Source organism: Acidovorax sp. KNOB132 (genome assembly GCF_057541515.1).
The window spans coordinates 18,914-32,041 of sequence record NZ_BAAJYT010000030.1; the positions used below are offsets into that span (position 1 = coordinate 18,914).

Genomic DNA, 13,128 nt, shown 5'->3' on the forward strand with positions numbered 1-13,128 from the left:
ATGCTATGAAAGGCTCTTCATGACTTCTGCATCCAACACGCTTTCTTCCGCGCAAAACGAACTGGAAAAGCTGGTTTCTGACTTGCGTGGCCTTTTGTCCAGCAAGGACCTGGACAGCGTTCCGGAAATCAAGCAACTGCGCCAGCGCCTGGACGATGGCATCCACTCGGTGCGTGACTCCGCTGTGCGCGCTGCCCAGGATGCCGCCTACCAAGCCAAGGAAGCCGCCCGCGCCGCTGACCAATACGCCCATGATGAACCTTGGCGTGTGGCCACCGCTGCCCTGGCAGCAGGTGCCTTGGTCGGCTTCCTGCTGGCTCGCCGCTAATTCCCATTAAAAACAATGACCTGATGGCTCAAGAGAGGCTCGCATGAATTGGTTGGCACTTCTGGGATTGGACGGCTGGGTTGCGCGATGGCGCGCTGCCGTCATCGAAGGGGCCATTGCTGCGGAAGACCGGCTGGATCTGGTGAGGCTCGAATGGGCCGAACAGAAGCGGCGCTTGGGCTTGATGGTCATGCTGGTGGTTGCCGTGGGCGGTCTCACGGTCGTCACCCTGGTGCTCGCGTCACTCGCCGTGCTGGTGCAATTTTGGGATTCACCCCAGCGCACGATGGTGGGCTGGCTGGTGGCGGGCACCTGGCTGGTGCTGTGGGCCGGTGCCTTGATCGGATTGATCTCGGTGGCCAAGCAGGCGGGCAACGCTTTCGTGCTGACGCGGCAAGAACTGGCCCAGGATTGGCGCGATATCAAGGAAAGGCTCTGAACCCATGACTTCCACATCGCAAGATGGCTCCGCTTCCTTGAGCGATCGCCAGCAAAAGGTTTTAGAGCGCATCGCCATGCAACGTCAGCGCGTGCGCGCACGGCGCGCCGCTCGATCGCAGGCCATGCAGGTGCAGGCCGCACAAGACCAACGGCAAGCTGCTGACTCAGACACTTCGATGACCATCCGGCTGCTCGCCTTCGCGCGATCGCACCCGGCCGCTGTTGCCGTGGTGGCCGGACTGGCAGTAGTGGCGGGGCCTGCGCGGCTGATTCGGTGGGCAGGTCTGGCCATGCCGCTGATCATGCAAATGCGGCGTTGAGGCCGCGCCTCGCACGAGTCGTAAGCCTTGCGTGGAACATTCGAAAGGACCCTGTTGGGTCCTTTTTGCATTGGCTTCAACGCATTGGCTTCAGCGCATGGCCTTGATCGCCCGGGCTGCCTGCGGAACCAGCGAAGGGCCTTGGTAGATGAGGCCGGTGTAGATCTGCACCACATCGGCGCCCGCCTTGATCTTGCTCACCGCGTCTTCCGCACTCAGAATGCCGCCCACGCCGATGATCGGAAATTGCGGCCCCAGTGCCTGCCGCAATTGGCGGATCACCCGATTGCTGGCTTCCAGCACCGGCGCGCCGCTGAGCCCGCCAGTTTCCTCGGCATGCTGCATTCCCTTGACGGCATCGCGGGCGATCGTGGTGTTGGTGGCCACGACGCCATCCATCCCGTGGCGCTGCAGTGTGGCCGCAATCAGCTCAACCTGGGCCGCGTCCAGATCGGGGGCGATCTTGACGAACACCGGTACGCGGCGCGGAGCGCCCTGTGCGTTGGCATGGCGCTGGGCAAGGGCTTCTCGCCGCTCGGCGATGGCGCCCAGCAGTGCATCCAGGGCCTCATCGCTCTGCAAGGCGCGAAGGTTTTGTGTGTTCGGTGAACTGATGTTCACCGTGACGTAGTCCGCGTGGGGATAGACGCCGTCCAGGCAGGTTAAGTAGTCCGCAGTGGCATTCTCGATCGGCGTGGTGGCGTTCTTCCCGATATTCAATCCCAGCAACATGGGGTGTTTGCGCGCCTGGGTGCGAAAACGCGCCTGCTGCACGTTGTGCAGGAAGGCGTCGAGCCCTTCGTTGTTGAACCCCAAGCGGTTGATGAGCGCGTTGGCCTGCGGCAGCCGGAACATGCGTGGCTTGGGGTTGCCCGGCTGGCCCTTGGGCGTGACGGTGCCAACCTCGACAAAACCGAAGCCCATGGCTCCCAGTGCGTCGATGCAGCGGGCGTTCTTGTCGAGGCCCGCTGCCAACCCGACCCGGTTGGGAAAGGTCAGGCCGGCCAGCGTCACGGGGTCGTCCACGGTGTCGTTGCACCAGGCCCATTGCAAGGGCGTGCGTTGGCCGCGCGACAGCATGTCCATGGTCATGTCGTGGGCGGCTTCGGCATCCATGCCGAAAAGAAGAGGACGGGCGAGGGCGTATGGGATCAAGGACATGGGGATAATTCGGTGAACTACTCCCGATTTTCCCCCATGACGACACCCTCACCCCTCACCCAAGAAGAACTCAAGGCCCTGGTCGGCCAGGCGGCCCTGCAATACGTCGTGCCCGGCGAGATCGTCGGCGTCGGCACCGGCTCCACGGTGAACCATTTCATCACTGCCCTGGCCACCATCAAAGAGCGCATCCGGGGTGCCGTGTCCAGCTCCGAAGCCAGCACCCAGCGGCTGAAAGCCTTGGGGATCCCAGTGTTCGATGCGAACGAAGTCGAGTCCCTGGCGGTCTACATCGACGGCGCCGACGAGATCGACGGCCAGGGCCACATGGTCAAGGGCGGCGGCGCTGCGCTCACGCGCGAAAAGATCGTGGCGGCGCTGGCCCGGCAGTTCGTGTGCATTGCCGACGAGTCGAAGCGGGTGGATGCCTTGGGCCAGTTTCCGCTGCCCGTGGAAGTCATTCCCATGGCGGCGCAGCAGATTGCCCGCCGCTTCGCGGCCCTGGGCGGCCAAGCCACGCTGCGCCAGAAAGACGGCGCGCCTTTGGTGACGGACAACCAGCAGCACATTCTGGATGTGCGTGGCCTGCGCATCACCGATCCACTGGCTTTCGAGTCGGAGGTGAACCAATGGCCGGGCGTCGTGACCGTGGGCGTGTTCGCGCACCAGAAAGCCCATGTGTGCCTGCTGGGCACGGCGCAGGGCGTGCGCACCGTTCAATACTGAACACCCTCAGGGCCGGGCTTCCGCCGGCCTGATGGCTCGGTACCGAATGGCACTGCAGACCGTATTGCAATCTGCGGGAGTGACGCCTCGCCCGGTCTGCAATGCCGGATGTTGCGTCAGAACGTGATGCCTGCCGGGTTGCTTGGCGTTCTGCCACCATTGCCGCTCGGTGCGGCGGGGCGTGGTGCTTCCGCCGGCGCGGCAGGTGCCGCCGCCGCTGCGGGGGTTGCCGGCTTGGCGGCGACCATCGGTGCCGCAGGGGCGCGGCGATAGCTCGGCGGCAGCTGCGATTGCTTGGGGTAGCCTGCCGCGTCGAGGTACTGCATCCACTCGCTGTCCGAAAAGCCGACGAGCTGTTGCGAGCCGATGGTGCCGAACGGCAGGTTGGTCGAGCCGCTGAGGCGCTTGAGCGCATCGGCATCTTCTTCAGTGTTCACCGTGCGTTCGGTGAATGGTACGCCGCGGTTCACCAGCAGGTTGCGCGCGCTCACGCAAGGCGCGCAGTCGTTGCCGGTGTAGAGCGTGACCGGAAAACGGGTGGCGACCTGCTGCAGTTCATAAGGCAGGGCCGGGCCGCTGGCGCGTCCGCCGCCGACCTGGGCCGGTGGCGTCTTGGCATCGGGCGCGCGGTCCGAGAAGGTCACTTTTCCATCGGGGCCGACGATGCGGTACACCTGCTGTGCCTGGGCGGGCAGGGCGGTCACGGCCAGGAAGGTCGAAGCCAGCGCGAGGGCAAAGAGCGGTTGCTTCATGTCGTAGGACTCCAAAGGGAACAGTCTCGGGTATCGATGGGCTCAGGCGTTGCCGGCCATGCCCTGGTGGCGCAGCAGCGCATCCAGGCTGGGCGCGCGGCCGCGGAACGCCTTGAACGACTCCATGGCCGGGCGGCTGCCGCCCGCTTCCAGAATGGCCTGGCGGTAGCGGCGCCCGGTCTCGGCGCTGGGCAGGCCGTCCGCGCCGGCCGTCTCCTCGAACGCGGCGTAAGCGTCCGCGCTGAGCACTTCGGCCCATTTGTAGCTGTAGTAGCCTGCGGCATACCCGCCGGCGAAGATGTGGCTGAAGGTGTGGGCGGTGCGGCTGAAGGCCGGCGGCGTCAGCACCGACACCTCGCTGCGGACCTGGGCCAGCAGGGGCATGAAGTCTTGCGACGGGTCATGCGAGGTGTGCAACAGCATGTCGAACAGCGCGAATTCGATCTGCCGCAGCGTGCCCATGCCGCTCTGGAAATTCTTCGCCGCGATCATCTTGTCGAACAGCGCGCGCGGCAGCGGCTCGCCGGTGTCCACATGGGCGGTCATGTGCTTGAGCACGTCCCACTCCCAGCAGAAGTTTTCCATGAACTGGCTGGGCAACTCGACCGCATCCCATTCGACGCCGCTGATGCCCGAGACATCGCGCTCGTTGATCTGGGTGAGCATGTGGTGCAGGCCGTGGCCGAACTCGTGGAACAGCGTGATGACGTCGTCATGGGTCAGCAGCGGCGGCGCACCGTTCACGCCTTCGGCGAAGTTGCACACCAAGTGCGCCACGGGGGTTTGCAGCTTGCCCGTGTCGGGGCGCAGCCAGCGGGTGCGCACATCGTCCATCCAGGCGCCGCCGCGTTTGCCGTTGCGCGCCGGCTGGTCCAGGTAGAACTGGCCCACGAGCTCGGTGCCGCGCTCGATGCGGTAGAACTCCACGGCCGGGTTCCAGACGGGCGCGCTGTCGCGGCGAATGGCCACTTCGAACAGCGTCTCAACGATCTTGAACAGGCCAGCCAGGGCCTTGGGCGCGGTGAAATACTGTTTGACCTCCTGCTCGCTGAAGGCGTAGCGCGCTTCCTTGAGCTTCTCGGAGATGTAGGGCCAGTCCCAGGCCTGCGGATCGGCAATGCCGAGATCCTTCGCGGCGAACTCGCGCATGTCGGCGACGTCTTTTTCGGCGTAGGGCCGGGCACGGCGGGCCAGGTCACGCAGGAAGTCGATCACCTCCTGGGGTGAGTCGGCCATCTTGGCGACGACCGACACCTCGCCGAAATTGGCGTAGCCCAGCAGTTGCGCCTCTTCCTTGCGCAGGGCGAGGATCTCGCGGATGAGGGCGCTGTTGTCGAAGCGTTTGGCATCGCCTTCGGCCTGGTCCGAGGCGCGGGTGACATAGGCGCGGTACAGCGTTTCGCGCAGGGCGCTGCTGCGGGCGAACTGCATCACCGGCAGATAGCAAGGCATCTTGAGGGTGAGCTTGTAGCCGGCCTTGCCCTCGGCTTGCGCGGCGGCCAGTGCGGCCTGCTTCACGTCGTCGGGCAGCCCGTCGAGCTCGTCTTCCCGGGCGTAGTAGGCGAAGGCGTCGGTGGCGTCGAGCGCGTTTTCGCTGAACTTCTGGCTGAGTTCCGCCTGGCGTTCCTGGATCTGCGCGAAGCGTTCGCGCGCCGCGCCCTGCAGTTCGGCGCCCGACAGCACGAAATTGCGCACGGCGTTGCGCAAGGCCTGGCGCTGCTCGGTGTTCAGCGTCTGCGGATCGATGGCCTTGTACTTGGCGTACAGGCGCTCATCGGCGCCCAGGCGGGTCCAGAACTCGGTGACGCGGGGCAGGGCCTCGTTGTAGGCCGCGCGCAGTTCGGGGGTGTCGGCCACGCTGTTGAGGTGGCTCACCGCGCCCCAGGAGCGCCCCAGCGCTTCGGTCGCGACATCCAGCACCTGGGCAATCGATTCCCATCGCGCCGGAAAGTCGGGCGCCGTGACGGTTTCCAGCGCGGCGCTCGCACGTTGCAGCAGCACATCGACCGCCGGAGCCACGTCGCTGGGCTGGATGCGGTCGAACAGGGGGAGGTCGGAGGGGGCGAGGAGGGGATTGCTCATGCGCGGATAGATGGCGTTGGATGGGTCAGGTTCAAGCCGGCCGTGGCAGCAAAAATGGTCAGGCGGCTGCGCGCTCCGCGGCTTCGAGCGTGTTGACGAGCAGCATGGTGATGGTCATGGGGCCGACGCCGCCGGGCACGGGCGTGATCCAGCCGGCCACCTCGCTCACGCCGGCAAAGTCCACGTCGCCGCAGAGCTTGCCTTCGTCGTTGCGGTTCATGCCCACGTCGATCACCACCGCGCCGGGCTTGACCATGTCGGCCGTGAGCACGTTGCGCTTGCCCACGGCGGCCACGATCACGTCCGCCTGAAGGGTCTGCGCCTTCAAATCTTGCGTGGCGCTGTGGCACACGGTCACGGTGGCGTTCTTTTGCAGCAGCATGAGCGCCATCGGCTTGCCCACGATATTGCTGCGGCCGATGACCACCGCATGCTTGCCCTGCAGCGAGTAGCCGATGGATTCGAGCATCTTCATGCAGCCATAGGGCGTGCAGGGCCAGAAACCGGGCATGCCGGTCATGAGCGCGCCGGCGCTGGCGATGTGAAAGCCGTCCACGTCCTTGGCGGGCGAGATCGCCTCGATGACCTTCTGCGCGTCAATGTGCGCGGGCAGCGGCAACTGCACCAGGATGCCGTGGATGGCCGGGTCGTTGTTCAGTGCCTCGACGCGGGCGAGCAGCTCGGCCTCGCTCATCGTGGCATCGTACTTTTCCAGCACCGAATGCAGCCCGCTGTCCTCGCAGGCCTTGACCTTGTTGCGCACGTAGACCTGGCTGGCAGGGTTGTCGCCCACCAGCACCACGGCCAGGCCGGGGACGGTGCCGCGCGCTTTCAGGGCAGCGGCGCGCTGGGCCACTTCGGTGCGCAGTTGGCGGGAGAGGGCGTTGCCGTCGATCAGTTGGGCTGTCATTCGTCGAGAAACTCAGGTTGGCAATGAAAATGGCTGACTGCCGGCGGTTTGATTGTGCTGGCAGCTATCAAATCAGGAGCAATCAGCCTTTGGGCGCATTCTGGCCGAGGGCGATCTTGAGCAGGTCGGCCACGGTGTTGGCGTTCAGCTTTTCCATGATGTTGGCGCGGTGCGCCTCCACGGTCTTGATGCTGATGCCCAGGTCGTCGGCGATCTGCTTGTTCAGGCGGCCGGCGACGATGCGCTCCAGCACCTGGGCTTCGCGGCCGGTGAGCTTGGACAGCAGGGCGTCGCGGCTGGCGGCCTGCTGGTGGCCGGCGAACGATTCGCGCGCCCGGTCGAGCATGCGGTCCACCAGGCCCACGAGCTCTTCCTCGTTGAACGGCTTCTGGATGAAATCGAGCGCGCCTTTCTTCATGGTGTTCACGGCCATGGGCACGTCGCCGTGGCCGGTGATGAAGACGACGGGCAGGGGGGACTTGCGTTCGAGGAGCCGGTCCTGCAGTTCCAGGCCGGTCATGCCACCCATGCGGATGTCCACGATGAGGCAGGCGACTTCGCGGGGGTCGTAGCGCGAGAGGAAGGATTCCGCCGAATCAAAGCAGCGCACCCGATAGTCCTTGCCTTCCAGCAACCACTGCAGGGAGTCGCGGACGGCTTCGTCGTCATCCACGACGTAGACGGTGCCTTTTTTCGGAATCAAGCTCATGCAGGGGTCCTTGGATGTGATGCGTTTGCTACAGAATTCGTAGTGGCATCCGCAGGCTGCGCCAGCGGAAGCCAGAAGGAGAACCGGCAGCCGGTGACCTCCGGGCCATTGTAGAGGTTCTCCGCCTGCATCCTCCCCTGGTGGGACTCGACGATGCTGCGGCACAGGTTCAGGCCCATGCCCATGCCTTCCTGCTTGGTGGAGAAGAAGGCCTCGAACAGATGCTCCAGCACTTCGGGGGCCAGGCCCTTGCCGGTGTCCTGCACCGTGAACTCGATCACCTCACGGCCTTCGACCTGGCGGGGCACGACGCGCAGTTCCACGCTGCGCCGGGGCGGCGGGCGCTGGGCGTGCTCGATGGACTCGGCGCCGTTCTTCATCAGGTTGACCAGCACCTGCTCGATCAGGATGGTGTCGGCCATCACCTGGGGCAGCCGCGCCGCCACGTAGTGGGTCAGGCGCACGTTGTGCCGGCGCAGTTCGATGTCGGCCAGCTCGACCGCCTCGCTGACCATGGTGTGGACGTCCGCCAGGGCGCGGTTGGGCTCGCTGCGCTTCACGAAGGCACGGATGCGCTGGATGATCTGCCCTGCGCGCTGCGCCTGATGGGCGGTCTTTTGCAGCGCGGACAGCAGCGCCTCTTCGGTGATCTGCCCGCTTTCGATGCGCGAGACCATGCCGCTGCAGTAGTTGCTGATGGCGGTGAGCGGCTGGTTCAGTTCGTGCGCCACGCTGGAGGCCATCTCGCCCATGGTGATGAGCCGGCTGACCGACTGGGCGCGCTCGGCCTGCCGCGCGGCCTGTTCCTCGGCCTGGCGGCGCGGCGTGATGTCGGTGGCAATCACCATCTGGGCCAGTCGTCCGTCCACCCAGTTCAGGTAGCGCGATCGCACTTCGAGCCACTTGCCCAGGTCCGGCAGGTAGATCTCGGCGTTTTCGGAGCGGGCGCTGGTGAGCGGGTCGGTGGGCAGGCCCATCAGTCCGTCCTCGTCGTCCATGCCGCGCGCGCTGGCGGTGGTGGAGGGCAGCACGCCCGCCTGCGCGACCAGTTGCAGATGCCCGCCCGTCTGCGAGCCGAACCACTGGCGGTACAGCTTGTTGGCGAACAGCAGTTCCTCGCTGCCCAGCGGCGCGACCGACACCGAGGCATCGAGCGACTCCAGCACGATGGTGAAGCGCTCGTGCGATGCGGACAGCTGCTCGCGCACGCGATTGGGCTCGGTGATGTCGGTCATCGACGTCATCCAGCCGGTCTGGTGGCCATGGGCGTCGATCAGGGGCGAGACATACAGGCGCGCGTCGAACAGCGTACCGCTCTTGCGCTTGACCCGCACCTGGAACCCGCCCAGCGTGACCTTGCCGCTCAGCTCGTCGCGCAGCTTGGCGTGCAGCGCCTCGTGGTCGCTCTCGGGCCAATAGGTGTAGGGCGGCGACTGGCCGACCAGATCGGCCTCGTTCCAGCCCGTCATCTGGCAGAACGCGGCGTTCACGTAGGTGATGCGCCCCTGCATGTCCAGGGCGCGCATGCCGGTGAGGATGGAATTTTCCATCGCCCGGCGGAAGTTGGTTTCGGCCACCAGCGCCTGTTGGGCCTGCATGCGCCGGCGGGTGTGGCGCCAAGTGGCGATCAGCAGCCAGGCCGTCATGGCGCTCAGCGTGCCCACCAGCCAGAACAGCCCGCTGCCCACCACGCCGAGCGAGGTGCGGTAGGCCTGCGCGCGAAGCACGAGGCCATTGCCCACGGGCGAGACCGGCACCTCGTATTCGTTGGCGCGTGCGGTCCACGGCAGCAGCCCGGAGGCGCTGCGCGGCGTGAGCGCGCTGCCCGCCAGCACCTGGTCGCGTCCATCCAGCATGGTGACGGCGTAGCGCGCCAACACCTCGGTCGGCGTGCCGTAGCGCAGCAGGCTGTCGATGGAATATTCCGCCAGCACCACGCCGGTGAACTTGCCCTGCGCGGCCAGCGGCACCTGCAGCTGCAGCAGCGGGGCGGTTTCGCCTTCGGTGCCGTTGGGCTGGGCGTACACGGGTTGCTGCAGGTCCCGGGCGAGGCTGAAGGTGTCGGCGGTGTCGCCGTTCTTGAGCACCTCGCCCGCCACGCGCAACTGGCCGCTGGTGACGGTGGGCGCCGCATGGCTGGCGCGGATGCGGCGGCGGTCGTCGATCCAGCTGATGGCCTGCAGTTCAGGGTACTGGCTGATGAGGCCTTCGGCACGCGCCACGAAGTCGGCGCGCTCCAGGTCCTGGTTGGAGAGGTCGCGCGCGATGCGCATGATCTGCTCCTGCCGCTCCAGCAGGCGCAGCCGCACGCGCTGCTGCGCGTATTCCACGTCGCGCTTGAGGGCTTCCTGCTCGCGCTCGCCTTCTTCCATGCGCAAATACCAGAACGCCGCCACGATGGCCGCCAGGAACATCAGCACGGCGGCCAGTGGCGCCAGGGCCGCGAAGCGGTCCTGGCGGGTGGGGGAGAGGCTGCGCCACCAGGTGCGCCACCAGCGCACGGGGGCGGCCACGGCGGGCCCGATGGCGAGGGGCGGAGAGGGCGGACGTTCCATGGGCGGAGTGTAGGGGAGCACTGGAGGCCTTCTTCCGGTATGAAAAATGTGCACTTGCAGCAATATTTTGCATTATGAAAATGAAAAGCACAATTTGAAATACCAAAAAAATATGAGACACTCGCCCGAAATTTCCAACGCCAGCACCCATAAAGGAGACAGGCATGTCAGCTCAGACCGACCCCCAGGCCGGAAACCCGGCGTCGTCCACCCCCGACACCGATCAGCAGGAAACCCGTGAGTGGATGGATGCGCTGAGCGCCGTCATCGACAAGGAAGGTGCAGAGCGCGCCCACTTCCTGATCGAGCAACTGCTCGAACATGCCCGCCAAAGCAGCATCGACCTGCCTTTCTCCGCCAACACCGGCTACGTGAACACCCTGGAGTCGAACCAGGAAGCCCGTTGCCCCGGCAACCTCGAAATCGAAGGCCGCCTGCGCGCCTACATGCGCTGGAACGCCATGGCCATGGTCGTCAAGGCCAACCGCCACCATCCGCCCGAAGGCGGCGACCTGGGCGGCCACATCGGCTCGTTCGCCTCGCTGGCCAACATGTTCGGCGCCGGCTTCAACCACTTCTGGCACGCCGAGAGCGAAAACCACGGCGGCGACCTGCTGTACATCCAGGGCCACGTGTCGCCCGGCATCTACGCCCGCGCTTACCTGGAAGGCCGCCTGTCCGAAGAGCAACTGCTCAACTTCCGCCAGGAAGTGGACGGCAAGGGCCTGTCCAGCTACCCGCACCCCAAGCTGATGCCCGAGTTCTGGCAGTTCCCCACGGTGTCGATGGGCCTGGGCCCGCTGATGGCGATCTACCAGGCGCGCTTTCTCAAGTACCTGCATGCCCGCGGCATCGCCAACACCGAAAACCGCAAGGTCTGGGTGTTCTGCGGCGACGGCGAGATGGACGAAGTCGAATCGCTGGGCGCCATCGGCCTGGCGGCGCGCGAGAACCTCGACAACCTGATCTTCGTCATCAATTGCAATCTGCAGCGCCTGGACGGCCCGGTGCGCGGCAACGGCAAGATCATTCAGGAGCTGGAGAGCGAGTTCCGCGGCTCCGGCTGGAACGTCATCAAGCTGCTGTGGGGCAAGGGCTGGGACGACCTGCTGGCGCGCGACAAGGACGGCGCGCTGCGCAAGATCATGATGGAGTGCAACGACGGGGACTATCAGTCGTTCAAGGCCAACGACGGCGCCTACGTGCGCAAGCACTTCTTCGGCCGCGATCCGCGCACGCTGAAGATGGTCGAGCACATGAGCGACGACGAGATCTGGAACCTGCGCCGCGGCGGCCACGATTCGCAGAAGGTCTATGCCGCCTTCCACGCCGCCAACGAGCACAAGGGCCAGCCCACCGTGCTGCTGGTCAAGACCGTCAAGGGATTCGGCATGGGCAAGATCGGCGAGGGCAAGAACACCGTCCACCAGACCAAGAAGCTCGGCGACGAGGACATCAAGGCCTTCCGCGACCGCTTCAACATCCCGATTCCGGACAGCCAGATCGCCGACCTGCCGTTCTACAAGCCGGCCGACGACACTCCCGAAATGAAGTACCTGCACGAGCGCCGCAAGGCGCTCGGCGGCTACCTGCCCAAGCGCCGCGTGAAGGCCGACGAAAGCTTCACCGTGCCCGCGCTGGAAACGTTCAAGGCCATTCTCGAGCCCACGCCCGAAGGCCGCGAAATCTCCACCACGCAAGCCTACGTGCGCTTTCTCACGCAGCTGCTGCGCGATCAGGCCCTGGGCCCGCGCGTGGTGCCCATCCTGGTGGACGAGGCCCGCACGTTCGGCATGGAAGGCCTGTTCCGCCAGATCGGCATCTACAACCCGCACGGTCAGCAGTACACCCCGGTCGACAAGGACCAGGTCATGTACTACAAGGAAGACAAGGCCGGCCAGATCCTGCAGGAAGGCATCAACGAAGCCGGCGGCATGAGCAGCTGGATCGCGGCCGCCACCTCGTACAGCACCAACAACCGCATCATGGTGCCGTTCTACGTGTACTACTCGATGTTCGGCTTCCAGCGCATCGGCGACCTGGCCTGGGCGGCGGGCGACATGCAGGCGCGCGGCTTCCTGCTGGGCGGCACCTCGGGCCGCACCACGCTGAACGGCGAAGGCCTGCAGCACGAAGACGGCCACAGCCACATCCTGGCCGGCACCATCCCCAACTGCGTGAGCTACGACCCGACGTTCGCCCACGAAGTCGCGGTGATCATGCACGACGGCATGAAGCGCATGGTGGAGCGCCAGGAAAACGTCTTCTACTACCTCACGCTGCTGAACGAAAACTACCCGATGCCCGGCCTGCAGCCCGGCACCGAAGAGCAGATCATCAAGGGCATGTACCTGTGCAAGCAGGCGCCGGCCCTCAAGAAGGACGCCCCCACCGTGCAATTGCTGGGCAGCGGCACGATCCTGCGGGAGTCGTTCTTCGCGCAGGAACTGCTGGAAAAGGACTGGGGCGTGGCCGCTTCCGTGTGGAGCTGCCCGAGCTTCAACGAGCTGACCCGCGACGGCCAGGACGCCGACCGCTGGAACCTGCTGCACCCCACCGAAACGCCGCGCGTGCCGTTCGTGGAGGAGCAGTTGTCCAAGACCACTGGCCCGGTCATCGCCTCCACCGACTACATGAAGGCCTACGCCGAGCAGATCCGCCCCTTCATTCCCAAGGGCCGCGCCTACAAGGTGCTGGGCACCGACGGGTTCGGGCGCAGCGACTTCCGCCGCAAGCTGCGCGAGCACTTCGAGATCAACCGCCACTACATCGTCGTGGCGGCGCTCAAGGGCCTGGCGGACGACGGCGTGGTGCCGGCGGCCAAGGTGGCCGAGGCGATCCAGAAGTACGGCATCAACACCGACAAGATCAACCCGCTCTACGCTTGAACACCGATCGGAGACGCACGGTGAACCCCCACGCTCATATTCATTCGCTGCCCCCCAAGGGGGCACATGCCTCCTTTGAGGCGGCTCGGCAGGAGGCATAAACATGGCATTGGTCAATATCCAGGTCCCGGACATCGGGGATTTCGACGAAGTGGGCGTGATCGAGTTGCTGGTCAAGCCCGGCGACACGGTCAAGGCCGAGCAATCACTCATCACGGTGGAATCGGACAAGGCCTCGATGGAAATCCCGTCGAGC

General features: G+C 65.6%; 12 protein-coding genes. 6 read left to right on the top strand and 6 right to left on the bottom strand.

Translation table 11 applies throughout. The features are described 5' to 3' along the window. Positions 1-19 precede the first annotated feature (19 nt). From AC27IO_RS07175 to AC27IO_RS07185, 3 genes are read left to right on the top strand one after another with little or no spacing between them, the layout of a single operon-like run. On the top strand, positions 20-328 hold the full coding sequence (locus AC27IO_RS07175; protein WP_272553263.1) for an ElaB/YgaM/YqjD family protein: 309 nt from the start codon (positions 20-22) through the stop codon (positions 326-328). Positions 329-371: 43 nt separating this feature from the next. Continuing rightward, a complete protein-coding gene (locus AC27IO_RS07180) occupies positions 372-767 on the top strand; it encodes a phage holin family protein (protein ID WP_284404019.1) in 396 nt (131 codons plus the stop codon). 4 nt (positions 768-771) lie between these two features. After that, positions 772-1,089 carry a hypothetical protein gene (locus tag AC27IO_RS07185; RefSeq protein ID WP_498738117.1) on the top strand — a complete coding sequence of 106 codons (318 nt, stop codon included), beginning with the start codon at positions 772-774 and terminating at the stop codon, positions 1,087-1,089. A gap of 90 nt (positions 1,090-1,179) precedes the next feature. On the opposite strand, the gene AC27IO_RS07190 is transcribed toward AC27IO_RS07185, so the two are convergent. Continuing rightward, a complete protein-coding gene (locus AC27IO_RS07190) occupies positions 1,180-2,250 on the bottom strand; it encodes a quinone-dependent dihydroorotate dehydrogenase (RefSeq protein WP_498738119.1) in 1,071 nt (356 codons plus the stop codon). A gap of 36 nt (positions 2,251-2,286) precedes the next feature. On the opposite strand from AC27IO_RS07190, the gene rpiA reads away from it, so the two are divergent. Next, a complete protein-coding gene (gene rpiA / locus AC27IO_RS07195) occupies positions 2,287-2,976 on the top strand; it encodes a ribose-5-phosphate isomerase RpiA (protein ID WP_487088839.1) in 690 nt (229 codons plus the stop codon). A 116-nt stretch (positions 2,977-3,092) separates the two neighbouring features. Here the strand turns inward: rpiA and AC27IO_RS07200 are convergent, their stop codons facing one another. The 5 genes from AC27IO_RS07200 to AC27IO_RS07220 all read right to left on the bottom strand — a co-directional run bounded on the left by AC27IO_RS07200 (position 3,093) and on the right by AC27IO_RS07220 (position 9,984). After that, positions 3,093-3,728 (bottom strand): glutaredoxin domain-containing protein, encoded by a 636-nt coding sequence (locus AC27IO_RS07200; protein ID WP_498738122.1) that lies wholly within the window; start codon positions 3,726-3,728, stop codon positions 3,093-3,095. A gap of 42 nt (positions 3,729-3,770) precedes the next feature. Next, on the bottom strand, positions 3,771-5,810 hold the full coding sequence (locus AC27IO_RS07205; RefSeq protein ID WP_498738124.1) for a M3 family metallopeptidase: 2,040 nt from the start codon (positions 5,808-5,810) through the stop codon (positions 3,771-3,773). Positions 5,811-5,868: 58 nt separating this feature from the next. After that, complete coding sequence (gene folD / locus AC27IO_RS07210) at positions 5,869-6,720, bottom strand: bifunctional methylenetetrahydrofolate dehydrogenase/methenyltetrahydrofolate cyclohydrolase FolD (RefSeq protein WP_272569139.1); 852 nt, start codon at positions 6,718-6,720, stop codon at positions 5,869-5,871. 82 nt (positions 6,721-6,802) lie between these two features. Further along, complete coding sequence (locus AC27IO_RS07215) at positions 6,803-7,429, bottom strand: response regulator transcription factor (protein ID WP_092739228.1); 627 nt, start codon at positions 7,427-7,429, stop codon at positions 6,803-6,805. Then, the gene (locus AC27IO_RS07220) at positions 7,426-9,984 is read right to left on the bottom strand and encodes a PAS domain-containing sensor histidine kinase (RefSeq protein WP_498738127.1); all 2,559 of its coding nucleotides are present in this window, start codon (positions 9,982-9,984) and stop codon (positions 7,426-7,428) included. Before AC27IO_RS07220 ends, AC27IO_RS07215 begins: the two co-directional genes overlap by 4 nt. A 164-nt stretch (positions 9,985-10,148) precedes the next feature. Between AC27IO_RS07220 and aceE the strand changes: the two genes are divergently transcribed. Together aceE and AC27IO_RS07230 are read left to right on the top strand one after the other, a co-directional pair. Continuing rightward, positions 10,149-12,872: a pyruvate dehydrogenase (acetyl-transferring), homodimeric type gene (gene aceE, locus AC27IO_RS07225; RefSeq protein ID WP_284425764.1), complete on the top strand. Its 2,724-nt coding sequence runs from the start codon at positions 10,149-10,151 to the stop codon at positions 12,870-12,872. Between the two features lie 103 nt (positions 12,873-12,975). Beyond that, on the top strand, positions 12,976-13,128 hold a 153-nt coding region (locus tag AC27IO_RS07230; RefSeq protein ID WP_498738134.1), incomplete at its 3' end, for a biotin/lipoyl-containing protein.